Source organism: Kitasatospora paranensis (assembly GCF_039544005.1).
GTDB lineage: Bacteria > Actinomycetota > Actinomycetes > Streptomycetales > Streptomycetaceae > Kitasatospora > Kitasatospora paranensis.
In genome coordinates, this window is record NZ_BAABKV010000001.1 from 792,758 (window position 1) to 818,369 (window position 25,612).

19 protein-coding genes and 3 pseudogenes are annotated in these 25,612 nt (G+C 71.4%); 12 read left to right on the forward strand and 10 right to left on the reverse strand.

What is annotated here, in order from left to right; translation table 11 throughout:
- Nucleotides 1-87: 87 nt before the first annotated feature.
- Both ABEB13_RS04120 and ABEB13_RS04125 read right to left on the reverse strand, forming a co-directional pair.
- Nucleotides 88-840: a GNAT family protein gene (locus ABEB13_RS04120; RefSeq protein ID WP_345704320.1), complete on the reverse strand. Its 753-nt coding sequence runs from the start codon at nucleotides 838-840 to the stop codon at nucleotides 88-90.
- A gap of 160 nt (nucleotides 841-1,000) precedes the next feature.
- Entirely contained in the window at nucleotides 1,001-1,528 is a 528-nt protein-coding gene (locus tag ABEB13_RS04125) for a hypothetical protein (RefSeq protein ID WP_345704321.1), read from the reverse strand.
- Between the two features lie 272 nt (nucleotides 1,529-1,800).
- Here ABEB13_RS04125 and ABEB13_RS04130 point away from each other — a divergent pair, with 272 nt between their 5' ends.
- A complete protein-coding gene (locus ABEB13_RS04130; RefSeq protein WP_345704322.1) occupies nucleotides 1,801-2,253 on the forward strand; it encodes a hypothetical protein in 453 nt (150 codons plus the stop codon).
- A gap of 62 nt (nucleotides 2,254-2,315) precedes the next feature.
- Complete coding sequence (locus ABEB13_RS04135; protein WP_345704323.1) at nucleotides 2,316-2,921, forward strand: PP2C family protein-serine/threonine phosphatase; 606 nt, start codon at nucleotides 2,316-2,318, stop codon at nucleotides 2,919-2,921.
- A gap of 14 nt (nucleotides 2,922-2,935) precedes the next feature.
- Here ABEB13_RS04135 and ABEB13_RS04140 read toward each other — a convergent pair whose 3' ends face one another.
- From ABEB13_RS04140 to ABEB13_RS40255, 4 genes and pseudogenes are all read right to left on the reverse strand, one after another.
- Entirely contained in the window at nucleotides 2,936-4,990 is a 2,055-nt protein-coding gene (locus ABEB13_RS04140; RefSeq protein ID WP_345704324.1) for a phosphocholine-specific phospholipase C, read from the reverse strand.
- A 132-nt stretch (nucleotides 4,991-5,122) separates the two neighbouring features.
- Nucleotides 5,123-6,931: a ricin-type beta-trefoil lectin domain protein gene (locus ABEB13_RS04145; RefSeq protein ID WP_345704325.1), complete on the reverse strand. Its 1,809-nt coding sequence runs from the start codon at nucleotides 6,929-6,931 to the stop codon at nucleotides 5,123-5,125.
- Nucleotides 6,932-7,226: 295 nt separating this feature from the next.
- Nucleotides 7,227-8,366, reverse strand: coding sequence for a glycoside hydrolase family 9 protein (locus ABEB13_RS04150; protein WP_345704326.1), 1,140 nt, complete (start codon nucleotides 8,364-8,366; stop codon nucleotides 7,227-7,229).
- Nucleotides 8,261-8,662, reverse strand: a pseudogene (locus tag ABEB13_RS40255) (glycoside hydrolase family 9 protein); the annotation flags it as partial. The gene ABEB13_RS04150 and the pseudogene ABEB13_RS40255, both read right to left, overlap by 106 nt.
- Here ABEB13_RS40255 and ABEB13_RS04155 point away from each other — a divergent pair.
- Complete coding sequence (locus tag ABEB13_RS04155) at nucleotides 8,640-8,798, forward strand: hypothetical protein (protein WP_345704327.1); 159 nt, start codon at nucleotides 8,640-8,642, stop codon at nucleotides 8,796-8,798. The pseudogene ABEB13_RS40255 and the gene ABEB13_RS04155 overlap by 23 nt on opposite strands.
- Nucleotides 8,799-8,833: 35 nt before the next feature.
- Here ABEB13_RS04155 and ABEB13_RS40260 read toward each other — a convergent pair.
- Nucleotides 8,834-9,136, reverse strand: a pseudogene (locus ABEB13_RS40260) (cellulase N-terminal Ig-like domain-containing protein); the annotation flags it as partial.
- Between the two features lie 269 nt (nucleotides 9,137-9,405).
- On the opposite strand from ABEB13_RS40260, the pseudogene ABEB13_RS04160 reads away from it, so the two are divergent.
- Nucleotides 9,406-10,816: pseudogene (locus ABEB13_RS04160) on the forward strand (APC family permease).
- 201 nt (nucleotides 10,817-11,017) lie between these two features.
- Here the strand turns inward: ABEB13_RS04160 and ABEB13_RS04165 are convergent.
- From ABEB13_RS04165 to ABEB13_RS04175, 3 genes are all read right to left on the reverse strand, one after another.
- Nucleotides 11,018-12,259, reverse strand: a complete 1,242-nt coding sequence (locus ABEB13_RS04165) for an ROK family transcriptional regulator (protein ID WP_345704328.1) — start codon at nucleotides 12,257-12,259, stop codon at nucleotides 11,018-11,020.
- Between the two features lie 513 nt (nucleotides 12,260-12,772).
- Nucleotides 12,773-13,453, reverse strand: coding sequence for a response regulator (locus tag ABEB13_RS04170; protein ID WP_345704329.1), 681 nt, complete (start codon nucleotides 13,451-13,453; stop codon nucleotides 12,773-12,775).
- Complete coding sequence (locus ABEB13_RS04175) at nucleotides 13,450-14,682, reverse strand: sensor histidine kinase (RefSeq protein WP_345709530.1); 1,233 nt, start codon at nucleotides 14,680-14,682, stop codon at nucleotides 13,450-13,452. Before ABEB13_RS04175 ends, ABEB13_RS04170 begins: the two co-directional genes overlap by 4 nt.
- 205 nt (nucleotides 14,683-14,887) lie before the next feature.
- Between ABEB13_RS04175 and ABEB13_RS04180 the strand changes: the two genes are divergently transcribed.
- From ABEB13_RS04180 to ABEB13_RS04215, 8 genes are all read left to right on the forward strand, one after another.
- A complete protein-coding gene (locus ABEB13_RS04180) occupies nucleotides 14,888-15,580 on the forward strand; it encodes an ABC transporter ATP-binding protein (RefSeq protein ID WP_345709531.1) in 693 nt (230 codons plus the stop codon).
- Entirely contained in the window at nucleotides 15,577-17,970 is a 2,394-nt protein-coding gene (locus tag ABEB13_RS04185; RefSeq protein WP_345704330.1) for an ABC transporter permease, read from the forward strand. Before ABEB13_RS04180 ends, ABEB13_RS04185 begins: the two co-directional genes overlap by 4 nt.
- A 545-nt stretch (nucleotides 17,971-18,515) precedes the next feature.
- Nucleotides 18,516-19,664, forward strand: coding sequence for an AMP-binding protein (locus ABEB13_RS04190; RefSeq protein WP_345704331.1), 1,149 nt, complete (start codon nucleotides 18,516-18,518; stop codon nucleotides 19,662-19,664).
- Nucleotides 19,658-20,152: an AMP-binding enzyme gene (locus tag ABEB13_RS04195; RefSeq protein WP_345704332.1), complete on the forward strand. Its 495-nt coding sequence runs from the start codon at nucleotides 19,658-19,660 to the stop codon at nucleotides 20,150-20,152. The genes ABEB13_RS04190 and ABEB13_RS04195 overlap by 7 nt, the downstream gene beginning before the upstream one ends.
- Nucleotides 20,149-20,523 carry an acyl carrier protein gene (locus ABEB13_RS04200; RefSeq protein WP_345704333.1) on the forward strand — a complete coding sequence of 125 codons (375 nt, stop codon included), beginning with the start codon at nucleotides 20,149-20,151 and terminating at the stop codon, nucleotides 20,521-20,523. Before ABEB13_RS04195 ends, ABEB13_RS04200 begins: the two co-directional genes overlap by 4 nt.
- 200 nt (nucleotides 20,524-20,723) lie before the next feature.
- Nucleotides 20,724-22,043 (forward strand): flavin monoamine oxidase family protein, encoded by a 1,320-nt coding sequence (locus ABEB13_RS04205; protein ID WP_345704334.1) that lies wholly within the window; start codon nucleotides 20,724-20,726, stop codon nucleotides 22,041-22,043.
- 327 nt (nucleotides 22,044-22,370) lie between these two features.
- Entirely contained in the window at nucleotides 22,371-24,077 is a 1,707-nt protein-coding gene (locus ABEB13_RS04210; RefSeq protein WP_345704335.1) for a class I adenylate-forming enzyme family protein, read from the forward strand.
- 9 nt (nucleotides 24,078-24,086) lie between these two features.
- The gene (locus ABEB13_RS04215; RefSeq protein WP_345704336.1) at nucleotides 24,087-25,481 is read left to right on the forward strand and encodes a KamA family radical SAM protein; all 1,395 of its coding nucleotides are present in this window, start codon (nucleotides 24,087-24,089) and stop codon (nucleotides 25,479-25,481) included.
- Nucleotides 25,482-25,612: the final 131 nt, after the last annotated feature.

Here is a 25,612-nt window from a genome sequence, read left to right on the forward strand (position 1 = left end):
GCACGATATGGCGCAATCCCGCCGGTCCTTGGCGGCGGGACTGTGCCGGAACGCGGATCGCGCACGGTGGCGCGCGGAGACGATCCGTCAGAGCACGTGCCGGACCCAGACGTTCGGCTCCACGTAGACCGCGCTGTCGCGCTCCACCTCGCAGCGCACCGGAGCGAGCGCGCCCGGCACGAGGACATCGCCCGTGACGTCGAAGGGGAGACCCGTCCAGGCCCGCCACTCGGCGAGCGATCCGGAGATCGTCATCGACGCGGGAGCGACCTTCTCGACCCGCGCACCGGCCCGGACGTGGACGCGCAGCCAGTGGTCGTGCGGCAGCTCGTCCTCCGCGCGGCACCGGAACGCGTACTCGCCCATCGGCGTGTGCGGCTCATGGTGCTTGCCGCTCGGCCGCACCGGCGCCACCACCTCGGCGAACCCGCGCCCGCGGGCGTTGTCCCGCATGGCACGGAGTATCAGGCCGGAGAGGCCGCGGCCCTGGAGGTCCGGCCGGACCGCGATCTCGATCGCACTGACCGTGTCCGGCTCGTCCGAGCGCCGGCGATCGGCGAACGCCCACAGCAGGATCTCGTCCCAGCCCCGCTCCGGCAGGCGGCCCTGCCGCTTGCCGCCGGCCAACCTGAACGGCACGCTCAGGCCACGCCCGACCAGTGCCCCGTCCGCGTCCGTCGCCACCACCACGTACTCGGGGAACACCTCGGCGATCAGCCCCACGTAGGCATTGCCGATCGGGTCCTGGTGCATGAAGACGGGCCAGGTGTCCGGCATCTGCCAGAGGACATCGTGCAGGTGGGGACGGTCGGCAAGGGTGGTGACGGTGAGCTGGTCCATTCCCGGCACCCTAATGGGCGCCCCCTGCCCCCCGGAGCCCGGGACGGTGCCTGACCTGCAGAGGCGTCCGCCAACCGGGCGCGAAGACCGACGGGTACAGCGATCCGCAGCACCTGCCGCGGCGCGACGACGCGAGCTCCGGATCGGGCCCGCCCGCCGGTCAGCAGCCGCCGGTCGGTGCGTCCGGACCGTCCGAGGTGTCCAGGATGTCCGGAGCGGGCAGCGCCCACCAGAAGTCGGGCGGCGAGGCGAGTACCCGGCCGAGCAGCTGCGCCGTGGCAGCCGAGAGAGCCTGAGCGGCCTCGACGGGCGCCGTGACCACCTCCTCGATCGCCAGGATCGGGTGGCCGCCACTCCCCTCTACCCGCCCCGCGCCCAGGAGCTCGATGTCGGCACCGACCAGCCACGGCGGGCCCCACCTCAGATCCCAAGGACAGCGCCGCGGAAAGTGCGCGGAGGCGAGGAACAACACGCCGGGAAGGGTGAGGGCGGCGAACACCCCGGCCAGGGTGATGCCCTCGATCCGGTGGAAGCCCAGCCTGCCCCGACCGGTCAGCCCGAGGTGGGTCGCCGCCCGGCCCAGGTGTGCGTCGGCGGTCAGGAGGTGCTGCCGCACCGCACCGGGATCGCCCGGCTCCGGGAAGGCCCAGTGCACGTCGCCGTCCGACAGGGGGATGAACTCCGTCACGGCGGCGAGTGTAGCCAGCAGCCGCCGTCCGTCCGCGGCCGCCCGTCCGGATCCGTGACGGGGGGAGCCCGGCGACGCGCACCGGCACCGCGCGGGCGCGCCGGACGTCGCAGCGCTCCCGTCCGCAGGGGTCCGCACCGCCCATAATGGCGAGGTACGCCCGACGGAGGCCCGACGGCCGGCGACCGGGTGCACCACCGGACAGGCCCCGGACCGGCCCGGTGGACGGAACGCAGTGGGCAGAGGGGCGGCGGCCCGCGGAGGTGGCACAGGTGTCCGACAGTGTCGGCGGGCCGGTCCGGCGGGCCCGCCTGCTGCGCCACCCGTGGACCCCGGTGGTGGCCATGGCGTCGCTGCCGGTCCTGCTCCTGGTCGCGGACGAGCTGACCCCGCCCTCCATCCGCTTCGGTCCGCTCATGGTGGCGGCCCCGCCGTTGTCCGCCGCCTTCTGCGGTCCGGGCGGTGTGCTCGTGGTGATCCTGGTGATGCTGCCAAGCGTCATCCTCTCCGGCCGTGCCAACGGCCAACTGGACTCGTCGAACTTCCCCGTCCAGCTCGCCACCATCCTGCTCATCAGCGTCGCCGCGCTCGCGGCGAGTGCGGTACGGCGGCGGCGGGAACGCCAACTGGCCCAGTCCCGCTCGACCGTCGAGCTCCTCCAGGGCGTCCTGCTGCACCCCCGCCGGAGCGGATCGGCCCGCTCTCCCTGGCCTGCCTCTACCTGACCGCCGACGAGGAGTCCTCCGTCGGCGGCGACCTCTACGCGGCCACCATCGCGGGCGGCACCGTGCGCCTCCTGCTGGGGGACGCCCAGGGCAAGGGGCTGAACGCACTGGAGACGGCCGGACGGGTGCTGAGCGCCTTCCGCCGGGCCGCCCGGAACCATCCCCGGATGGAGGACCTGGTCGCCGAAGTGGAGGAGAACCTGCGGCAGGACATGGCCGAGGCCGCCGCCGCGGGCGGCCCCGACATCGACAGCGGCGACTTCGTGACCGCCGTCTTCCTCGACCTGCCGACCGGCGCGGGCAGCGGGATCCGGGTGGCCAACCTCGGCCATCCACCGCCCCTGCTGCTCCGCACCGGTGCGGTCGCCGCCCTGGAACCGGCGACCCCGACGGCTCCGCTGGGCCTCGGCGACCTCGCCGGGGCCCGGCCGCCGGCGGACACCTTCGACTTCCCGGCCGGGAGCACCCTGCTGCTCTACACCGACGGCGTCGTCGAGGCCCGCAACCGGAACGGTGAGTTCTACCCGCTGGCCGAACGGCTCCGCCAGTGGACCGAGCTGCCGCCCGCCCGACTCCTCGACGCCGTCCACACCGACCTCCGGCACCATGTCGGAGCGCGGCTGGGCGACGACGTCGCGATGATGGCCGTCCGGCGCGCGGATCCCTGAGCTTCCCGGTCGGGTCAGCCGGAGATGCTGGGGGTGCCGGTCTCCAGGTGGCCGGTGAAGCGCTGGGACCAGGTGGTGTCGGAGTCGACGGTGACCGTGAAGTCGTACCAGCCGTTGGTGTACGCCACCGCGTTGAAGTAGTCGCTGGTGCTGCCGCCGGCCGGCACGGTGTATGTCCAGGGCCCGTCGGAGCGGTAGTTGGTGGAGGTGATGGTGAAGGTGACCGCGGTGGTGCCGGTGTTGGCGAGCTTGAACCAGACGGCCTGCTTGCCGGTGTCCGGCGCCGCGGCGTAGGAGACGGTGGCCGCGGCCGACTTGCCGGGCTTGGTGGCGTCGCCCTTGAAGCGGCGCAGGAAGCGGTTGGGGCCGATGACGCTGAGGTCGTAGGGGCCGTTGCCGTAGTTGGTGCCGCAGTTGAAGAAGTCGCTGGTGTTCGCGCCGGGGTCGAGGGTGTACTGCCAGGGGCCGCCGGTGCGGTAGGCGTTGGCGTAGGCGGCGAAGTGTGTGCCGGCGGTGCCCTGGTTGGCCATGGTGAGCCAGACCTTCATCACGCCGCCGGTGGCGAATTCCAGGTGGTCGAGGTTGGCGTTGGGCTGGTAGGGCAGGGCGCGGGCCGGGCGGGTGCCGGCCTCCTGCTGGGGCAGTTTGTTGTCGACGGGTGCGGGGTTGGGCAGCGGGCCGCAGGCGGACAGGCCGATGGTGGCGGAGGTGTCGGGCAGCGCGGGCAGTCCGTAGACCGGGTTGGCGAAGTCGAACATGCCGGTGAGGTCGCCGCAGACCTTGCGGCGCCAGGCGGAGATGTTGACGCAGTTGGCGGGCTTGCCCAGGGCGGCCGTCCAGCGCTCCAGGAAGCGCAGGACGGAGGTGTGGTCACAGACCTCGGAGCTGACCCAGCCGCCGCGGGTCCAGGGGGAGACGGCGATCAGCGGGACGCGGAAGCCGAGGCCGATGTTGGTGCCGTTGTAGAACTCGCCCGCGGTGCCGGCCGGGGCGGCGGGCGGCGGGACGTGGTCGAAGAAGCCGTCGTTCTCGTCGTAGTTGAGGAACAGCACGGTGGAGTTGAAGACGTCCGTGTCCGCGTTGAGGGCGTCCATCACCATGTGGACGAAGTGCGCGCCGTCGGCCGGGGTGGCGTAGGGGTGTTCGGAGGAGGCCTGGTCGGCGACGATCCAGGAGACCTGGGGCAGGGTGCCGGCGAGGACGTCGGCGCGGATCGCGGCGGCGATGTCGTCCGGGGTGCGGCCGGTGGCCTTCGGCACCGAGCCCATGCCCTTGACGGCGAGGGCGCTGCCGGCCGGGGCCGAGGCGAACTGGGTGAAGTAGGCGAGCGCGTTGTCGCCGTAGTTGTCGGCGGCGTTCTGGTACACCTTCCAGCTGACCCCGGCGTTCTCGAGGGCTTCGGCGTAGGTCTGCCAGCGCAGGCCGGACTCGTCGCCGCCGTCGTAGGCGGGGCCGCCCGCGGTGCCGGCCGGGTCGATCATGCCGGACCAGTGGTAGGTGCGGTTGGGGCCGGTCGCGGACAGCACCGAGCAGAAGTAGGCGTCGTTGACCGTCCAGTTGTCGGCCAGCGCGTAGTGGAACGGGATGTCCGCGCGGGTCAGGTAGCCCAGCGTGCGGACGTTGCCCTTGGCGGCGACCCAGGAGTCGAGCTTGCCGCCGTTCCACGCCTTGTGCTGGTCCGACCAGGCGTGCGACAGGTCGCCGTTGCACTGCGCCAGGCGCTCGGCGTCCGCGCCGCCGGCCGGCTTCGTCGCGGAGAACTGCCACGGGTACTGCCGGCCCAGCCCGTTCGGCTGGTTGAACACGCTGTAACCGCCGGCGACCTGGATCGCACTGCGGTCCGCGAAGCCGCGCACGCCCTTCAGCATCCCGAAGTAGTGGTCGAAGCTGCGGTTCTCCTGCATCAGGATCACGACGTGCCGGGCATCGGCCAGCGTGCCCGTGGTGCTCAGGTTCGCCGCCACCGCCGCCTGCGCGTCACCGCCACCGACCGCGGCACCCGCCACCGCGGCCCCCGCCGCGGCACTCGCCGACAGCGCCATGAACTTCCTACGACTCAGCTCAGCCATCGATCGTCCTCTGCCTTGAGATCACGTTCGTCGAATATCAGTCGGGTTCGGTCCCTGCGTCGGACGGGCGGCCCGCCCGGAAGCCGCGTCGACCCCACGGCCCACCTTCGGCCGTGGGGGTCGACGCGGTTGTCAGGGGGCGGGAGGGGCGTCGAAGGGGGCGCTCCAGGTCTGGTTCGGCTGGTGGTCCCCGCAGGCGTACGTGCCGACGGTGGCGGAGGCATCGGTGAGACTGCCGCCGAAGATGTCCATGCAGCGGCCGTTCGCCTTCAGCTGTCCGGAACGGTTGTACGTCCAGAGCTGGTTGGGGTCGGTGGTGGTGCAACCGGCGAGCTTGAGCCCACTGGTGGAGCCGACCACGCAGAGGGAGGTGTCCCGCTGCGAGACGATCAGCCCGTTGGCCTGACGCGCCCACTGCTGGTAGGTCAGGCCGTTGCACGCGTAGAGCCCGACGGCCGCTCCCGCGACGCCGCCGCCCTTCGCGTCGAGGCAGAACGCGGCGGTCTGGAAGGCGCTCTGCGCCGCCTGGATCTGGCCGGTCGGAGCAGCCGCGCCGCAGGTGCCGGGGTCGATGGTGTACATCGCGTTGTCGTGGCTGCCGACCGTGACGGTGATGGAGCCCTGGACGGAGCTGGTGGTGTGGTTCCAGAGGTCCTTGGCGGTGCGGGCGCAGCCGGTGTTCGGGAATCCGATCCGCCCGAGGTCCAGGGTGTAAGCGGTGGCCGTGGCGTTGCGGTTGAGGATGACGACGGCGCGTGCGCCGCCGGCCAGCGGCTTGACCACGACGTCGACGCCGGAGGTCTCGGTGGCGCTCTGACGGGAGGCGAGGTACCCGCCGGCGGTGGTGTCCTGGTCGACGGCGATGATGTCGGTGTTCTTCAGGATGTTCAGCTGGGGCGCGTAGGCGACCGGATCGGCGGCCATCTTCCGGACGTCGGTGCTGATCATCAGCGGGGAGCCCATTGCGGACCAGAGCGCGAACTGGCTGCGCTGTTCGGCCTGGGTGAGCTGGTTGTTGTCGCCGATGAGCAGCATGTCGGCGTCGTTGTGGTTGCCGGCGCCGTTGTAGCGGGCGAGGGCGACGGTGTCGACGTAGTTCTGGAGTACGCCGCCCTCGTAGTAGTCGCCGCCGTGCGGCCAGTCCCAGGCCGAGGCCATCGGGGTGGTGTTGTGCCAGACCGCGATGTCGGGGCTGACCCTCCACATCTGGCCCAGCCCGCGGACCCAGTCCATGGTCTGGTACTTGGCGGCGGACGCCGGGCCGGCCCCGGCCGGGGCGGACTCGTTGAACAGGATCTTGCGGGAGGTGCCGGCGGTGGCGGTCTTCAGCGCGTTCGCCGTGGTGGTGAACTCCTGCTGCCGGTCGGCGCCGGTGGTGCCGCAGTTGTCCAGCTTGAGGGAGTCCACCGTCCAGGCCGCCAGCGTGTTCGCGTCGTCCTGTTCGTGGCCCATGACGCCGCCCGGTACGCCCTGGCAGGTGTTGACGCCAGAGGTGCTGTAGAGGCCGACCTGCATGCCGAGGGAGTGGACCTGGTTGGCGTACGCGGTGAGGTCCGCGTCGAAGCCTGGCTGGGTGGAGCCCGAGTTCCAGGTGCTCGCACCGTGCAGGTGGCCGTCGGCCCCGCGCTGCATCCAACAGTCGTCCACGGTCAGGTTAGTGTAGCCGGCCGCGACCAGTCCGGTGTCCTTCATCGCCTGGGCCTGGTCGAGCATGAACTGCTGGAAGGAGTATCCGGTGCGGGTGCCGTCCAGGCGGGCCTGCGCGGCGCAGGTGAAGCGCGCCCAGTCGTTGAAGCCCATCATCGGCCGGGTGCCGATCGGGGTACTGGTGTTCGCCGCCACCTCGTCGGCGGAGGCGGTGGCGGGGACGAACGTGGCGAGGCCCGCCGCCGTCAGCAGTGCCGCGCTGCCGGCGCCGAGCAGGCGCTGATGCCATTTCATGAGGGTGCTCCCATGCCGTGGAGGGAATGCCATCGTGAGCGTTAGAGCTCGAATACATGCACTATCGAGCAGTTTCGAGCACACCGTGGCAGTCGGCTGTGAGCCTGTCAAGAGGATGCGCCGAGCCGGCCCGGACGCCCCCTTCGGTGACCTCGCGCCAACTCCGCTCCCCACCTGCGGATTTCGGCACCTGCCAGGACAGGCGGCCGAGGACTCTCCGCAAGGTGTTCGGAGACCCTCTGGACAGCACGACGGGCCACCCTGTGAAGGGCGGCCCGTCGGTGGAGCGGTGGCGTCAGCTGGACAGAGCGAAGGCCAGCAGGGCGGAGGCCGTCATGTCGAGGGCGGGCTCGCTGCTCTGCCATGAGCGGACGTCGTCCACGTACGTGCTTCCGTGTCCGGTGAAGGCCGAGAAGGCGTCCGTCCCACCGGGCGGGCAGGCCCTCATCCCGTCCAGGTAGTCGCCCAGTCCGCCGGTGAACTGGCCGGACCCGTTGGGCCCGTTGACGATCGCACCGAGCTGGATGGGACCCCTGCCGTCCAGACTGCCTGCCAGGTTGGGCAGTTGACCGGCGGTGCAATGCGGGAAGGTGGTGCCCTCGCCGACCATCATCGAGGTACCCCAGGCGTTGGCGCCCAGGATCCAGTCGGACTGCTGGACGCCGAAGCGGTTGAGCGACGTGTCGCCGGTGAGGTTGCGGTAGAGCCGGGTGGTGGCGGCCAGGCCGAGCGCGTGCGAGTCGGCGTCGAAGTCGTTGTAGACCGCGCCCATGTGGAACGGATCCTTGTCGGCGCGGGTCTTGGCGCCGGTGACCTGGGCCTTGAGGTCGGCCACCAGGGCGTCGTAGCCGATGGCCAGCCCGGCAGGGCTACCGGCGGCCTTGATCGCCCGGGCCAGTTCGGCCTGGGCCAGTGCGCTGGTGTTGTACATGTTGAGGGTGTCGGTGGTCCCGGTGGCGTCGTACGCCTTGGCCCAGGACGCCGCCTGGCCGAGCCAGCCGGAGGTCCGGGAATCGGCCAGCGCCTGCCCCGCAAGGGCGAGTTCGGCGCCGCCGAAGGCCAGGTCGTCCTGCCAGCTGTCCTCGGGGTAGTAGGCGTGGGGGACGGTGGTGACCAGGGTGCCGGGACTGGTGTCCGCGAGGGCGTAGATCTGCGCGGCGGTGTCCAGGTACCGCTTGGCCTTGACCGCGTCGGTGGCGGCGGACAGTTGCGCGCCGAGGGCGAAGTCGGCCGCGATCCGGCCGGCCTGGTTGGGGCTGATCTTCGCGCCGGGCGCAGCCGGAACACCGGGCGGTTCTTCAGGAAGGGGTGGGCGCTGTCGCCGTCGTCCGCCTCGGGCAGCCGCCAGACGTCGTGGTCGCCCACCACGCTTCCGTTGGAGGTACCCGATCCGAGGCCGACCTGGATGTAGAGGGTCCTGGTGTTCTCGTCCCACATCTTGTCGAGCCAGTCGAGGCCGTACTGGGCCTCCGCACGCAGGGCCGAGGTCGGCGCGGCACCGCTCTCCCGGGCGGCGAGCTGGAGAGCGGCGTCGGCATAGGAGGCGGTCTCGGTGAACTTCAGGTAGTCGCCGGCGTCGAACCAGCCGCCTTCGACGTCCACCGTGCCGCCGATCCTGGTCGGAGCGGCCTTGATCGTATCCCCGTCCGAGGAGGTGAAGGTGGGCCAGTTGTAGACCGTGGCGGAGGCATCGTCGAGGTGGGCCGGCTTGCGGTTCAGCAGGCCGGGCACGGTGCCGCGCCCGTCGCGCTGGGACTGGAAGAACGTGGTGGCGTCGGCGGTCAGGCCGCCGAAGACGGTGGAGGACGCGCCGATGGTGAAGGTCGGCGAGGTTCCGGCGGCGGCACCGCCGACCTCGATCCGGTAGGTCCCGGCGGCCTTCACCCCGGTGAAGTCGATCAGGTAGACCGCCGGATAGGCGGTGTTCCAGCTGCCGAGGCTGGCGCCGGTCGTACCGGAGGCGACGGTCGCCCCGGTACCGTCGACCAGTTTCCAACCGGCGCCGGTCACCGCGGACTTGGCGAGCAGGAAGGCCTCCTTCGCGCCGCTGTCGGCATAGCCCACCTGGTTCACCCGGACCAGTCCGGTGGTCGCAGCCTGCGCCGAACCGGCCCAGGAGGCCTGTGCGAGGACGGCGCCGAGGACGAGGGAGGCCGCCAGGGCTGCCCTGACCCCTCGGAGGCTTCGGGTCTGAGGGATCGTCATGCTGCCGTCTCCTGTGGGGAAGGGAAGCGGGAAGGGGAAGTCGGGAAGTCGGGAAGGCCGGGAAGGGCGGGAAGGGCGGGAAGGCCGGGGAAGGGAGGCGAGGTCGCACACTGAGGCCACACTGTTAGGAATGTTTCCTAATACTCGTGAAGGTAGTGCGGCCCATCCCGCCGGTCAAGGGGCCGCGTCAGGCCTTGACGCATCAAGTAAGGAAACTTAACTTATGGACCCTCCCTTCCTCCGCAACCCCTCACCCCCACGGAGTTCCCATGTCCGGGACGCTCAGCAGGCGAATCGGCCTCTTCCAGGCCACCGCCATCAACATGAGCCAGATGTGCGGCATCGGACCGTTCGTCACCATCCCCCTGATGGTCGCCGCCTTCGGCGGCCCGCAGGCCGTCATCGGCTGGATCGCCGGCGCCGTCCTCGCCCTCGTCGACGGCCTGGTCTGGGCCGAACTCGGCGCCTCCCTCCCCGGCTCCGGCGGCTCCTATGTGTACCTCCGCGAGGCCTTCCAGTACCGGACCGGACGGCTGATGCCGTTCCTCTTCGTCTGGACGGCCATGCTCTTCATCCCCCTGATCATGTCCACGGGTGTGGTCGGCTTCGTCCAGTACCTCGGCTACCTCTGGCCGTCCATGGGCAGGGGGAGGGTGATCTGGTGGGCCTGGTTGTGGTGGCCGCAGCGGTGGTGCTGCTCTGGCGCAAGGTCGAGAACATCGCCCGGCTCACCATCCTGATGTGGGGCGTGATGGTGCTCGCGGTCGGCGCGGTGATCACCGCCGCGTTCAGCGACTTCTCCCCGCCCGGGCCTTCACCTGGCCCGCCCACGCCGTCGACGTGACCCACGGCCGGTTCTGGCTCGGCTTCGCGGCCGGCCTCACCATCGGGATCTACGACTACCTCGGCTACAACACCGCCGCCTACCTCGGCGCCGAGGTCCGCGACCCCGGCCGGGTGCTGCCCCGCGCGATCATCTACTCCATCACCGGCATCATGGGCATCTACCTGCTGCTCCAGGTCGGCGTGCTCGGCGTGATCGACTGGCACGAGATGCTGGACCCGAACTCGGTCGCCGCCGGCTCGGTCGCCTCGGCCGTCCTCGAACGCGTCTGGGGCACCACGGCAGCCGACGTGGTGACCGTGCTGATCCTGGTCACCGCCTTCGCCTCCGTCCTGACCGGCCTGCTCGGCGGCTCCCGGGTCCCCTTCGACGCGGCCCGCGACCGGGTCTTCTTCCGCTCCTTCGGCCGACTGCACCCGCGGCACGGCTTCCCGGTGCTCGGCCTGGTCGCGATGGGAGTGATGACCGCGGCCGGCTTCCTGATCGGCCGGCACACCAACCTCGCCACCCTGATCGGGCTGCTCACCACGGTCATGGTGATCGTCCAGGCGTTCGCCCAGATCCTGGCCGTCACGGTGCTGCGCCGCCGCCAGCCCGGCCTCCCGCGCCCGTACCGGATGTGGCTGTACCCCGCGCCGAGCGTGGTGGCCGCGATCGGCTGGCTGGTGATCTACGGATACGCCGACCGCAACGCCCCCGGCCTGCACCCGATCGAATGGTCACTGGCCTGGGTGGCGGTCGGTGGTCTCGCCTTCCTCCTCTGGTCCAGGATCGAGAAGGTCTGGCCGTTCGCCCCCACCGAGATCCAGGAGGAGTACCTTCCGGCCAAGGTCTGACCGGCTGGGGTCTGGTCCGGCTCGGTCCGGCCCGGCGCCGTCGGGCCTTGGTCTCGTCGGTCGATCGATCAAGGCCTGCCAGGCACGGTTCGGCAGGCCGAGGGCCGGTCACGGGGCCGGCCGCGGGGCTGCGAGCCTGTGGCCGGCCCGGCTGCCCGGCCGACCCGGCTGCCCGGCCGGCCCGGGCTGCTTGGCTGCCTGTCAGTCCAGAGCCGCCGTGCGCCGTTCGAAGACCTCGGCGCGGGCGATGCCCACGGCGGTGGCCAGGGCGCCCTGCAGCACGGCCTCGTCGCCGAGCAGGCTTGCGGCCAGCCGGGGCCTCAACGGGGTGAGCCGGTGCAAGGCCTTCTCCACCGGTTCGAGCAGCAGGTCGGCACCGTGACCCAGGCCGCCGCCGAGCACCACCAAGTCCGGGTCGAGGACGGCGGACACGACCGCGAGGGCATAGGCGAGCTGCTCGGCCTCGCGACGGACGGCTTCGCCAGCCCGGGCATCGCCCGTCCGGGCCGCGGCGAAAACTTCCTTGGCCGTCAGCGGGCCGGGCATCCCGAGCTCCCGGGCGGTCCGGACCACGGACTCGGCAGCCGCCGACTCCTCCAGAGTGCCTCGACCTGGATGCGGCAGGAGACCGATCTCGCCGGCCGCTCCGTGCGCGCCGCGCTGGAGCTCTCCGTCGGCCACCACCCCCATCCCCAGGCCGGTACCGACCAGCAGATAGACGAAGAGCCGGCTTCCCGCCCCCGCACCGCGGGCGTACTCGCCCAACGCGGCGAGGTTGGCGTCGTTGTGCACGCTGATCCGCGTCTCCAGCCCGGCCTCGATCCGCTCGAACAGACCGCGGCGTCCCCAGCCCGGCAGGTTGGGGGCCAACTGGACGCGCTGCTCGCGCTCGTCCCAGACGCCCGGGCTGCCGATCGCGGCGTGCACCACATCGGCGGGAAGCAGACCGGCCTCGGCGGTGGCCGCGCGGGCGGCCTCGACCACGGCGTCGGCGACGGCGTTGGCGGTACGGCCTCGGTTCGGAACGTCTTGCCGGCCGACGATCCGTCCGGCCAGATCGGTGAGCGCGACCCGGAGCCGGGCCCGGCCGACGTCTATGCCGAGAACGTATCCAGCTGCCGGGTCCGGTTCGTACAGCACTGCCACTCGGCCGCGCTCGGGCGCCAGCAGACCGGCCTCCCGCGCCAGGCCGGCCTGTTCCAGATTGGCGAGGGCGGACGAGACGGTCGGCTTGGAGAGGCCGGTGTCGCGGGCGAGCTGGGCCCGGGAGGAGGGGCCGCCGGTCCGCAGCAGTTCCAGGAGCAGCCATTCGTTGTTGCTGCGCAGGCGCTGCCTGCTCCACGGCTGAGCCGTCTGGGCCTGCTGGGCTTTCTGGGGCTGCTGCGCGGTGCGGGGCTGCTGCGCCGGGCCCGGGCCGTCGGTCGGCACGGGGCGGGAGCTCATCGGTTCCTCCGGGCGGGTCGGGGTGGTCGTCGTCCGGCGGCAACTCTATGCAACGCGGGTCCACGGCGCCGTCAGGCGTCGCTGCCCCGTCTTCAGGGCCGCTCAGACCTGTTCGGGTCCTGCCCAAGGATGGTTCGAGCCCTGCTGAAGGACGCCCTGCCTACTCGGTTGAGTTCGCCGAGCGAGGAGGCTGGACCGCGTCCGCGGCGGACGGCGGCTTCTGCCCGCCCCGTCGTCGTCCAGCTCAGGAGCGGTTGCAAGGCTGCGATGTCCGAATCCTCGTGGAACACCACATCGAGGGCCGCGTCCACCGCCGGGACCGGTGCGATGCAAGCGCCCTGAGGACCGCCTTCTGCAAAGGTTCGGACCGGCCTCGGGCAGCGGCCACCGCGCAGGCCCGGTCGTCGGGACACACCCGGCAACGCCCCTGCGGCTGCACTGACCAGTTGGCCCCTCCGCCCGGACCGCGGACTGGTGCGCGATAGGTCCGACCTTTGCGCGGCCGTCCGCGGACTACGACGGCACATCGCGCCCTCCGACGCTGACAAGTCCGGTCTCGTAGGCCGCAATCACCGCCTGGGCACGGTCGCGGAGACCGAGCTTCGCGAGGATGCGGGCGACGTGGGTCTTGACGGTCGCCTCGGACAGGTGGAGGCGCCCGGCAAGCTCGGCGTTGCTCAGCCCGCGGGCGAGCAGGCTCATGACCTCGAGCTCACGCGGAGTCAGCGCTGCAAGATCGCGGTGTGCCGTCGATGCGCCGGCATCGGGTCGGGCGAACCGCTCGACCAAGCGGCGGGTGATGGCCGGGGCCAGAAGGGCGTCACCGGCCCGGACCATCCGGACGGCGGCGGTGAGGTGCTCGGGGCTGACGTCCTTGAGCAGGAAGCCGCTCGCTCCGGCGGCCAGCGCCGCGTAGACGTAACGATCGAGGTCGAAGGTGGTCAGGATGATCACGCGGGGACAGTCCGCCTCGCCGGTGATGATGCGTCTGGTGGCCTCAAGGCCGTCCATCTCCGGCATCCGGACATCCATCAGGACCACGTCCGGTCGGGTGCGGCGGACGGCGTGAACGGCCGCGGCGCCGTCCTCCGCCTCGGCCACCACCTCGATGTCCTCGGACTCCAGGATCATCCGGAAGCCGGCGCGTACCAGCGCCTGATCGTCGGCGACCACGACCCGCAGCGCCCCGGTCATGACGCGTCCAGGGGGATCAACGCCTTGACGCGGTATCCGCCGCGCAGGCGCGGGCCCGACTCGAGCGTCCCACCGTGGACGGCGAGGCGCTCGCGCAGACCGATCAGTCCGTGGCCACCGCCGGTGGAAGCAGAGTCGCTCGGACGGCCGCCGCTATCGGTCACCTCCACGCATACGTGGTCGGCGGCGTACGCGAGGATGACGTCCGCTCGTGCCCCGCTCGCGTGCTTGACGGTGTTCGTCAGTGCCTCCTGCACCACCCGGTAGGCGGCGAGTTCGACACCCGGCGGCACCGGCCGGGCCTCCCCGGAGACCGTCAGTTCGACCGGCATCCCGGACTGCCGCACCCCTCCGAGCAGGGCCTCCAATCGGCCGAGGCCCGGTTGGGGGGCGAGCTCCGCCATGGCCGCCGATTCGAGATCGTCCGCATCGATCGTGAGCAGACCCATGACCTGGCGCAGCTCGGTCATCGCGGCGCGGCCGCCGGCCTCGACCGCGAGCAGCGCCTCGCGGGCCCGTTCGGGGTCGGCGTTCATGATCTTGCGGGCGGCGCCCGCCTGGATGACCATCACACTGACACTGTGGGTCACGATGTCGTGCAACTCCCGCGCGATGCGGGCACGTTCGTGTTCGACGGCACGGTCCAGTGCCTCGACCTGCTCGCGTTCGAGGGCGGACATCCTGGCGCGTCCCTCCTCGACCCGGCGCCCCCACATCCTGATCTCCCACGCCGCGGCGAGCACGGGGACCAGGGCCAGCAGCGCGACGATGCCGTTCGGGAAATGGGGCAGTTTCGCGTCCGTGAACAGCACCACCAGTACGGCAGCCGCCACCGGCATGCTCGCCAGGGTCGGCACACGGTGCGGACCGTAGGCGGCCGCGCTGTAGGTGGCGACGATGCAGACGACGCCGGCCCAGAAGGCGACGTCGACCGAGACGTGTCTGGTGAACGGGGTGGCGGCGAGCACCACCCACAGGACCGCAAGCGGCCACCGCCGACGGAATGCCAGCGGCACCGAGCAGAACGGCAACAGCAGTGCCGGGCCGGCCCAGTCGACGGGGAGGGGAGCCCCGGCGGTCGCGGCGTAGCGGAGGCTGACGAGCGTCAGGAACAGCGCCAGCACCGCGTCGAACACGCGGCTGCCGCGGGCGGGTCGCGCCGGGCGCCCCGCTCGGTGTGCCACCCCGGCGGCCAGGTCTCGCAGTCGTTCTGCGGTCGGTACCTTCATCACGGAACGATTGTGACCGACGGTCGATCGCCGGCACATCCTCCTTGGCGGTCGGATCAGGTACATCGCTCGCCTACATCGCAAGGATGACATCGGGGGACCTCATCCCCTCGCGGTACCCGACATGACTCCTGCGGGCGACGTGCAGGTGCGGCCCGCTTCCCTAGCGTCGTCTCCGTCAGACGGACAAACGAGGGAGACGATGATGACCGAGCCGGTGATCGAGCTGAGCGGCGTCAGCCGCCGATACGACGAAGGGCCGCCGGCCCTGGACGACGTGTCGCTGACTGTGCACGCCGGAGAATCGGTGGCGGTCCTCGGGCCGTCGGGCAGCGGCAAGTCGACGATGCTCAACGTGATCGCCGGCCTGGACCGACCGACGTCGGGGGCGGTCACGGTGGGCGGGGTGCGCGTCGACCGGTTGGGCGAGGCCGGCTCGGCACGCTACCGGCGGGCCACGGTCGGCATGGTCTTCCAGTTCTTCAACCTGCTGGACGACCTGACGGTGATCGACAACGTGCTGCTGCCGGCCGAGGTCGCCGGGATGGCGCGCGGCGACGCACGCCGCCGGGCGGCCGAGCTGCTCGATGCCCTCGGTGTCGCACGCCATGCCCGGGCCAACCCGGGGCGCTTGTCGGGTGGCGAGCGTCAGCGGGTCGCCGTGGCACGTGCCTTGATGAACCGTCCCGCGTTGCTGCTGGCCGACGAGCCGACCGGGGCGCTGGACACCGCATCCGGCGAGGACGTCAAGGCCCTGTTCCAGGAGCTGCACGCCGACGGCCAGACGATCGTCACGGTCACACACGACCTGACCCTGGCGCAGTCCTGCGCGACGCGGACGATCAGGATCGTCGACGGTCGCATCGCGGCCGACGTCCGAACGGCGGCCGCCCGGTGAGCGGCCTCGGCAAGGTCGTCCGCTCCGGCGTGCGCCACCGACGGGTCCAGACACTCGTCCTGGGGCTTGCCACCACGGTCGCGGCGACTGCTTCCGTCCTCGGTGGCTCGCTGCTGGCGGCCTCCAACGGCCCCTTCGACCAGGCGTTCGCCCGGCAGCGCGGGGCCCATCTCACGGCATGGTTCGACGCGGGCGGGGCGAGTGCAGCTCAGGTCGCGGCCTCCGCGCACGCTCCCGGCGTCAGCGCGGCCGCCGGTCCGTTCCCGACCAGCACCGTCGACCCACAGGACGGCTCGGAACTCGGCCTGCCCGCCGGGGTGAACCTGCCGCCGATGACGGTGGTCGGCCGCACCGACCCGGGCGGCGCCGTCGACACGGTGACGCTCCTCCAGGGGTCATGGGCCTCCGGTCCCGGCCAGATCGTGCTGTCGGACGCCTACGACGGCCCGATTCGGCAGATCGGCACGAAGCTGCGATTCCCCGGCCTTCCCGGCGACCCGACCGTGACCGTCGTCGGCCTCGCACGGTCGGTCAGCCGGACGGCCGACGCCTGGGTTTCACCGCCCGAGATCAGCGCCCTGACGGCACCCGGCACACCCGGGGGCTACCAGATGCTCTACCGCTTCACTGCGGCAGGCACCCCCGCACAGCTCGCGACCGACCGGGACGCAGTCGCGGCAGCGGTTCCCCGCGGAGCCGTGTCCGGCACCCTGTCGTGGCTCACGACCAAGCGGGGCACCGACCGGAACACTGCGTTGTTCATCCCCTTCCTCCTTGCCTTCGGCCTCCTCGGCATCCTCATGTCCGTCCTCGTCGTCGGCAACGTCGTGGCCGGCGCGGTCGGTACGGGCAGGCGACGCATCGGCATCCTGAAGGCCGTCGGGTTCACCCCGGCCCAGGTCGTCCGTTCCTACATGGGCCAAGCGCTCATCCCGGCCTCGATCGGCGTCGCCAGCGGCCTCATCGCAGGCAACGCCCTCGCCGTCCCTGTGCTGTCCACGACCGCTGAGGTCTACGGAACCGCAACGGCAGGCATAGCACCCTGGGTGGACGTCGCAGTGGCGGCAGGCGCCCTGATCCTGGTGACGGTCACCGCGTGGGCGGCCGCATTGCAGGCAGGACGGCTGCGCACTGTCGACGCACTCGCCGTCGGACGGGCCGGGAAAACCGGACGCGGACAGGGCGCCGCACGGCTCGCAGCCCGACTGCCGATCCCCCGGCCGGTCAGTCTCGGTCTCGCCCTCCCCTTCGCCAGGCCCGCCCGCGCGGCCGGCATGGTCGCAGCGATCGTGTTCGGCACAGCCGCCACCACCTTCGCCGTCGGCATGGCCTCATCGCTGAACTGGGTGCAGGAAGCCAAGAATCACGACACCGCGGACGTGGTCATCCATACGTTCGGCCCACCACCCGGTGCGGGTCAGCGGAGCCCCGTTCAGCAGCGGCCGGCCACCGTGGCCCCGACCGCCATCAGCCCGTCGGCCATCACCACCGTCGTCACCGCCCAGCCCGGGACAGGCTGGTGGTACGGCACCGCCGACACCGACGTGACCGTGGCCGGCGTGCCCGGCTCCACCACCGTGACCACCTTCACCGGGGATTCCTCCCGCGCTGGCTACGCAATCGTCACCGGGCGCTGGTTCCGCGGCTCCGGCGAAGCCGTCGTCCCCGCCACCTTCCTGACCGCGACCGCCAGCCGCATCGGGGACACGGTCACTCTTCACGCCCGGGGCAGAGCCGTCCCGGTTCGGATCGTCGGCGAGGTATTCGACCCGCACACCCAGACCAATGAGGTCCTCACCGACGGGGCAACGCTCAGCACCGCCATCCCCGATCTGCGCCCCACGGCATACTCCATCCACGTCGAACCCCGCACGAACCGGTCCGACTACATCGACGCGCTGAACCGCGCACTGTCGCCGCTGAGTCTCACGGCCACCGCCTCCGGGGCCAACGGCTCCAGCGACGTGATCATCGCCCTCGACTCGCTGACCGCCGCCCTCACCCTGATGCTGATCGCCGTCGCGGCGCTGGGCGTACTCAGCACCGTGGTCCTCCAGACCCGTGAACGGGTACGCGACATCGGCGTCGTCAAGGCGTTGGGCATGACGCCCCGCCAGACGATCGCCATGGTCCTGGCATCGGTCGTGACGGTCAGCCTGGCCGGCGGCGCCATCGGCCTACCGGCCGGCCTGGCACTGCACGCGGCAACCGTTCCCGCCATGGGGCACAGCGCCGGTCTCGACTTTCCGTCCGCGGCCATCCACGTCCTCCCCGCTCCCGAACTCGTCCTCCTCGGGCTCGGCGGCCTGCTCATCGGCATCATCGGTGCCCTGATCCCCGCAGGCTGGGCGGCCAGGACAAGCACCATCGCGGCGCTGCGCACCGAGTAGGCCAAGCCGCAACGCCTCACATGCCAAGCCACCTCGGTCCGCCGGCTTCGCGCGCTCGCCCGACCCACGGGTGCAGCGCCGTCGTCGGCGGACCAAGGGGTACACGCTTCCCCACGAGACAGGAGCACCCGCCCCGGGCCCGCCGCCCCGCACTGATATGACGTACCGCCAGTCACTTTTACGGGCCTTGGCACTGCCGTCAAGACCCACGCCCCAGCAAGGGCTCAGAACCTATGAAGACCCCTGGCCGTCGCCCCAGTCCACATGCGCTGTCCCTCAACCGCACTCGAATTAGGCCGATCTGACTGTTCGGTCCCCCTCGTCGGCATGACTGAACGACGGCACTGAAAATGGCCCGGCGTAGCGGCTTGCACACGGATCGAAGCTGATCGGTCCACATGCCGCCCAGATCGTCGAACCGTTCACAGTTCAAGCACGCGTTCTAGAAGTAATCCCCTCAACAGCCATTGTGGGTGCGCATGTTCGAAGGTAGAGTCCCGGTTCGCCGAGCACGGACAGGCGCTCGAGCACGACTTGGGGCGGGCATGTCAAAGAATCGCGGCATCAACGAGGCTGCTTTTGATCTGCTTGACGCGTTCACGGAAATTGCAACCCGATATCCGCAGCGTCCGGCGATCCTCCACCACGGGCACACCGTGCGTTACCACCGGCTCCACGAGCTGGCGAACACCCTGGCCGAACGCCTGACGGCGGACCTGGGAGCCATTCCGGGCGCAGTTGCCGTACAGGCGACCCGCACTCCCGAAACAGTCGTCGCACTGCTGGGGATCCTCGCAGCAGGGGGCGTCTACTGCCCCGTCGATCCGGCATTTCCGCTGCAGCGTCAGCAGGCCATGGTGTCGGCGGCCGGATGCCGCGCAATCGTCGGCAGCGACCGCGAGCAGGCGTCCCGACTCGACCTGGAATTAATGGAGTTAGGGCCCGCCACGGAACCGGCCCCGGCCGCGTCACGAACCCCGTTCACAGACCCTCGGGATTCGGCCGCCACCGGCTTAGCCGCCGCAGAACGTCCCCTCGCGGCAGACGCGCCCGGCAGTGCCCGGAACAGAGTCGCCCACGACATGCCGGCATACATTCTCTTCACATCGGGTTCGACCGGGCAACCGAAACCCGTCGTCACTCCGCGCCGGGCCATCTCCAGCGCAGTGCACGCGCTGAGCGGCCTCTTCGCCCTCACGCCCGACGACCGCGTCCTGCAGTTCGCCTCATTGAACTGGGACACCTCCTTCGAGGAGATCCTGCCGGCCCTCACCACCGGAGCAGCCCTGGTCCTCGACAGCGAGGCCCACTCGGGATCCTTCCACCGGTTCCTCCGGATGGTCGAGCGCGAGCGGATCACGGTGCTCGACCTCCCCACCGCCTTCTGGCACGAGCTCGTGCTCCACCTCACCGAGGACCAGCAGCCCTTGCCCAGCTGCCTCAGGCTCGTGGTGATCGGCGGGGAGGCGGCGAACCCTGCCCGCCTGGCCGACTGGAGCAGCCTGGACACCACAGGGATCCGACTGGTCAACACCTACGGCTGCACCGAGACCACGCTGGTGACCCACGCCGTCGACCTGTGCGGGCCCCAGGCCTCCTCCCCGGCACCCGGTGGGACATCGGCACCCGCGCACCGATCGGCCGGGCACTGCCCCACGTCGTTCAACGGATCGGCGAGCAGGGCGAGTTGCTGATCAGCGGCATCGCTCTGGCGCTCGGCTACCTCGGGCTACCGGAGGCCACCGAGGCCAGGTTCACCACCCTCGACGGCGAGCGCTGCTTCCGCACGGGCGACCGGGTGAGCAGTTCGCCGGACGGCGTCCTCATCCACGAGGGCAGGCTGGACCACGAGATCAAGGTGCGCGGCATCCGCGTGGACCCGGCCGAGGTCGAGGCTCACATCGCCGGCCACCCCGAGGTGAGCGCGGTGGCGGTGGCCGGGGCCACGGTCGCCGGACGGTCCACCCTTGTCGCCTACGTGGTGCCGCGACGGCACGCACAGACCTCGACCCTGGACAGCGAAGTCCGGTCGTACCTGCGCGGGCGGGTGCCGGGCCATCTGGTGCCGAGCCGCATCACCGTCGTCCCCGGCCTGGTCCTCACCGCCAGCGGCAAGGTCGACCGAACAGCCTCCCATCAGCGACACGCGACCCCCGATCAGGTCAAAGGAGACCTTCGATGAGCGTTGACACCACCACCACGGCCGCCGACGCCACCGGCACGTCACCCGGGGGCCGGCCCTCCGGGCCGGGCACGGAGGCCGCTCCTCGCATCGAGACCGCGTCGGCACCCGGCATCGGCGCAGGCATCGGCGCAGGCACGGGGACGGATGTGGCTGGTGTGGCAGGTGTGGTGGCGATCTTCCGTCGCGTACTGGAGACTCCCGACATCACGCCGGATTCCGACTTCTTCCTGCTCGGCGGCGACTCGCTGATCGCCACCCGGGTATTGAGCGCCATCGCCCGCAGCCACGGCGTGGAGCTGACGTTCGAGGACTTCTTGCTCGCGCCCACGCCGCAGGGCCTGGCCACTGCGATCGCGGCCGCCCGGTGACCGGCAACGACCGCTCCGCCACGCTCGGTCCGTCCCACGGCCCCTCGCCCGAGCCTGCCCGCAGCCCCTCACTCGGCACCTCTCTCGACCCTTCCCACGGTCCCTCGCTCGGCACCTCTCCCGGGCCCAGGCCCAGGACGGAACTCGGGCCCACGCCAGGACTCGTCGCCGCGGGCCGCGGAGGCGTCGCCAGTGCCGTCGTGGTGGGAGCCGGGCTCGCCGGCCTCACCGCTGCCACCGGGCTGGCGGCCTGCGGGATCGAGGTCACCGTACTCGAGGCGCGCGATCGGGTCGGCGGCCGCACCCACGGCCTCCAGGTCGCTCCCGACCGATGGATCGACGCCGGCGCCGCCTACCTCGGCGAGCGACACACCGAACTTCTCGCCCTGCTGGCGGACTTGGACCTCAAGACCACACCGACCACGATGGCCGGCGCCAGCCGCTTCGCGCTCGGCACGGGGGACACCACCAGGGACGGTCGGTTCCCGCCGCTCAACGCCGTGGCGCTCGGCGACATGTTCGAGCTGCTGGACGAGCTCACCGCCACCGTCCGTCCCGACGCGCCCTGGCTGACGCCGGATGCCGAACGGCTCGACACCCTGACCGCGGCCGAGTGGGCCGAGAAGCACCTGACCCACCCGGACGCACAGCTCTTCTTCCCGCTCTTCCTGGGCGAGATGATGGCCGCCGATCCGGCCGACGTCTCCGTCCTGCACATGGCCTTCTACCTGCGCTCGGGCGGCGGCATTCGCTACCTGAACGCCTTCGAGGGCGGTGCTCAGCAGGATCGGATCGCGGGCGGGGCGCACCGGGTCTGCGAGCGGCTCGCCGAACGCCTGGCCGAGCGGCCGGGCGCGCAGGTGCGGCTGTCCGAGCCCGTACGGGCGGTCCACCAGGACAGCGACGGGGTCACCGTCCACGCCGCGCACGGCACCTATCGGGCGGACGTTGCGGTGATCGCTCTGCCGCCGCTGCTGGCCACCGCCCTCGGCCACCATCCTGAGCTGCCGGTGTCCCGGGCAAGCGGACGGACGGCCCGCGGCTGCGCGGTCAAGGTGAACCTGATCTACCCCGAGCCGGTCTGGCGCGAGCACGGGCTTTCCGGCTGGTCGGTCAGCGCCGAAGGCCCACTGCTGTCCACCGTGGACGACTCGCCCGCCGAGGGCGGTCCCGGCGTCCTGACGGGCTTCGTCACCGGAAGCGAGGCGCACCGATTCGCTGCACTCGCCCCGGAGCAGCAGCGCGCGGCAGCGGTCGACCAGGCCTCCCGGCTGTTCCCGATGCTCCCGGACCCGATCGGCCTCCACGTCACCGACTGGGTCAACGAGCAGTACAGCCAAGGTTGTTATGCGGCACTCCTCGGGCCGGGCGACTGGCTCCGGCACGGCCCGACGCTGACCACGCCGCACCGGCGGGTGCACTGGGCCGGCACCGAGACCAGTACCGAGTACTTCGGGCTCATGGAGGGCGCCGTCCGCTCCGGCCACCGCGTGGTGGCAGAGATCCTCGGCCTGCCCTAGCGGACTCCCGACCCGGCGACCACCGGAGTGGCGCCGCATTCACCACTCCGGAGGGGCCGCCAGGTCCCGTGCCCAGCCGGGCTCCCAACCCCGCGCCCCCACCAGCCCAACTCCCTCGCCGCACCAGCCCCACCCCGCGCCCCACCAGCCCGACCGCGCGACCTTCACCGGCCCCGGGCGCCGGCCGCTCGACCATCTCCTTGAGCGACCCACCGCCCAGCCGTCACCCCTGCGCCACCGGTCCCCCGCGGACCGGCCTTCCTCGACACCGTTCGCCCGGCACCGGTTCCACAAGAACCGGGTCGGGCCAGCCTTCAGGAGATCGCCATGAGCGACCGGAGTCCCGTCGCACCTCTCGCCGTCCGGCAACAGCTGATGACCGAACCCGGCCTCGGTGCAGGCAACTTCCTCGACCATGCCATCGCGGCGAACCCGAACCGTGCCGTGCCGTTCGCCTACAGCCACCACACGGACCACCGCGGCGCCGTCGTGCTGCGTGGCCACAGCCTGCTCGACCTCGCCGCCCTGCGCGACCGCTACGCCACGTGGTACCGGGCGAACGGTGTCCGGGCCGGCGATCCGGTCGGGGTGGTGGTCGGGGAGGGTCTGGAACCCCTGCTCCACTTCCTCGCCCTCACCGCACTGGGCGCCGTCCCCGCCCTGGTCAACGACGCCATGCGGCACGACGTCATGGTCCGCTACCTGAACCACGTGGGCGTGGTCGGCGTCGTCGCGGACGATCCCACCCGGCTCGCCGCGGCCTACCGCGAGGACCCGCAGCGCCGGCCGCGCTTCATCGCCATGGCTGCGGAGATCCAGGCGTTCGACACCGAGTCGGCCTCGCTGCCCGAGGACTACCCGTACCGGCATGCCGCGGACGACGTGGTGGCGCTCATCCACTCCTCCGGCACCACCGGCACGCCGAAGTCCACCATGCTGGCGCACCGCCAGTTCTGGGACGGCAAGCAGCCGCGCATGGTGCGCTTCCCCGCCGAGCCGTACGACCGGCTGATGTCCCTGATGCCGCACACGCACGCGGGCGGCCTCAGCTACTTCCTGACCGCGACGCTGCTCGGCCTGCCGACCGTGGTGATGTCCGACTGGCGGCGATCCGTCGTGGAGCCGGTGATGGAGGCCTTCCGGCCCACCATGGTCGCCTCCTTCCCGCGGACCTTCGTCGAGCTGGCCACCGGTGAACTCCCGGTCGCCGGAGCGGCCAAGGTGCACTCCTGGTTCAACACCGGCGACAGCGCGCACTACGGGCACATCAGGCGGCTGGTGGAGCTCGGCGAGCGGCCGGCCGGGCTGATCGAGCCCTGGCTGCTGCCGCAGCAGCGGGCCGAGCGGCCGGCTCTGCCCGGTTCGCAGTTCATCGACGGCCTGGGCTCGTCCGAGATGGGGATGGCACTGTTCGGGCAGGTGACCACGCCGGAGAGCGTCCGCAACGACCGCTGCGTCGGAAAGCCGCTCGAAGTCGTCCTCAAGGCGGCCGTGCTGGACGAGGACGGCGTCGAGGCCCCCGACGGCACGGTCGGAATGCTCGGTGTGGTCACCCCGTCCAGGACCCCGGGCTACTGGAACAACCCCAAGCTCACCGCCACCTTCGAGCTGGCCGGCTACTGGCTGACCGGTGACGTGGCCCGCCGTGACGCCGACGGTTCCTTCTACCACCTGGACCGCACGGTGGACGTGATCGACACCGTGACCGGCCCGGTCTACAGCCTGCCGATCGAGGAGGTGCTGCTGGCCGACTGCGCCGACCTGATCCAGGACTGCTCGGTGGTCGGCGTGCCCGGGGCCGCCGGCGAGGGCCAACGCCCCATCGCCGTCGTCCGTTTGCAGGCCGAGGCCGCGCACAGCTCGGCCGAGGACGTCCAGGAGGCCGCCAACAAGGCGCTGACGGAGGCCGGACTTGCCGCACTCGCCTCGGTGAGCATCGCCCGGACCGCAGCGGACTTCCCGCTCGGCCCGACCGGCAAGGTGCTCAAGCGCGAGCTGCGGACCCGCTTCGCCACGCTCTTCTCCGGCCAGTAGAGCCGCCCGATGGACCAGCACACGACCCGGCAGCCGTACCAGTACGTACGGACCCCGCTGGCCGAGCCGGACTGGCGGCGGCTGCCGGGCTGGCGGCATGTCACCACGGCGCAGTGGCGCGATGCCCAGTGGCAGCGGGCCCACTGCGTCAAGAACGCGCGGCAGCTGCAGGCCGTCACGGGCGGGCTGCTCACCGACCGGCTGTACGAGGAACTCGCGGCCGATCAGGAGCAGTTCGCGACGATGTCGATGCTGCTGCCGCCGCAGATGCTCAACACCATGGCGCCGTACGCGCCGACCGACCCGCACGGGTTCACCGAGGCGTTCCTGGCCGACCCGGTGCGCCGCTACATGCTGCCCGTGCGGGCGGACCGCCACCCGCGGTGGCCCAGTCACCCGAAGGCCGAGCGCGACTCGCTGCACGAGGCCGAGATGTGGATGGTGGAGGGCCTGACCCACCGCTACCCCACCAAGGTGCTGGCCGAGTTGGTCTCCACCTGCCCGCAGTACTGCGGGCACTGCACCCGGATGGACCTGGTCGGCAACTCCACCCCGCAGGTCACCAAGGCGAGACTGGTGCTCCGGCCGGCCGACCGGCAGGAGCAGATGCTCGACTACCTCAAGCGCACCCCGACCGTGCGCGACGTGGTGGTCTCCGGCGGCGACCTCGCCAACGTGCCCTGGCCGCAACTGGAGTCGTTCCTGCTGCGGCTGCTGGAACTGGGCTCGGTGCGCGACATCCGGCTCGCCAGCAAGGCCGTGGTCGGGCTGCCGCAGCACTGGCTGCAGCCGAAGGTGGTGGAGGGGCTGGGCCGGGTGGCCGCGGTGGCCGCCCGGCGTTCGGTCAACCTCGCCGTCCACACGCACGCCAACCACGTGCAGTCCGTGACGCCACTGGTCGCCGAGGCGGCCCGGGCCATGCTGGACGCGGGCATTCGGGACGTCCGCAACCAGGGCGTACTGATGCGCGGGGTCAACGCCACCGCCGAGGACCTGCTCGACCTCTGCTTCGCCCTGCAGGACGAGGCGAACATCCTGCCCTACTACTTCTACCTCTGCGACATGATCCCCAGCGCCGAGCACTGGCGGACCTCCGTGCACGAGGCCCAGGTGCTCCAGGAGGCGATCATGGGCTACCTGCCGGGCTACGCCACGCCGCGCATCGTCTGCGACGTGCCGCACGTCGGCAAACGCTGGGTGCACCAGGCCGTGGCCTACGACCGCGAACGCGGCATCTCGTACTGGACCAAGAACTACCGCACCGGACTCGAGGTCCGCACGGGCGACGACACCGACCCGAATGCGCTGCTCGACCGGCGCCACCCCTACTACGACCCGGTGGACACCCTCCCGGAGCCCGGCCGCCGATGGTGGGCCGAGCAGTCCGGCGCACCGTGTTCCTGAACCTCCCCCGGAAGGACCCGCCGTGAAACCCGTCTCCGCACAGGACGAACGACCGGACAGCGCGTCCGGCACCCCCAGCACGGCCAACGCCGTACTCACCCCGGACGACCCCGAGGCCGGCGGCCCGCTGC

What these genes read in the sequence shown, in the direction of transcription:
- ABEB13_RS04120 (WP_345704320.1), bottom strand. Translation starts at nt 840, where the DNA reads ATGGACCAGCTCACCGTCACCACCCTTGCCGACCGTCCCCACCTGCAC.
- ABEB13_RS04140 (WP_345704324.1), bottom strand. Translation starts at nt 4,990, where the DNA reads ATGGCTGAGCTGAGTCGTAGGAAGTTCATGGCGCTGTCGGCGAGTGCC.
- ABEB13_RS04145 (WP_345704325.1), bottom strand. Translation starts at nt 6,931, where the DNA reads ATGAAATGGCATCAGCGCCTGCTCGGCGCCGGCAGCGCGGCACTGCTG.
- ABEB13_RS04165 (WP_345704328.1), bottom strand. Translation starts at nt 12,259, where the DNA reads ATGAGCTCCCGCCCCGTGCCGACCGACGGCCCGGGCCCGGCGCAGCAG.
- ABEB13_RS04170 (WP_345704329.1), bottom strand. Translation starts at nt 13,453, where the DNA reads ATGACCGGGGCGCTGCGGGTCGTGGTCGCCGACGATCAGGCGCTGGTA.
- ABEB13_RS04175 (WP_345709530.1), bottom strand. Translation starts at nt 14,682, where the DNA reads ATGAAGGTACCGACCGCAGAACGACTGCGAGACCTGGCCGCCGGGGTG.
- ABEB13_RS04180 (WP_345709531.1), top strand. Translation starts at nt 14,888, where the DNA reads ATGACCGAGCCGGTGATCGAGCTGAGCGGCGTCAGCCGCCGATACGAC.
- ABEB13_RS04190 (WP_345704331.1), top strand. Translation starts at nt 18,516, where the DNA reads ATGTCAAAGAATCGCGGCATCAACGAGGCTGCTTTTGATCTGCTTGAC.
- ABEB13_RS04200 (WP_345704333.1), top strand. Translation starts at nt 20,149, where the DNA reads ATGAGCGTTGACACCACCACCACGGCCGCCGACGCCACCGGCACGTCA.
- ABEB13_RS04210 (WP_345704335.1), top strand. Translation starts at nt 22,371, where the DNA reads ATGAGCGACCGGAGTCCCGTCGCACCTCTCGCCGTCCGGCAACAGCTG.
- ABEB13_RS04215 (WP_345704336.1), top strand. Translation starts at nt 24,087, where the DNA reads ATGGACCAGCACACGACCCGGCAGCCGTACCAGTACGTACGGACCCCG.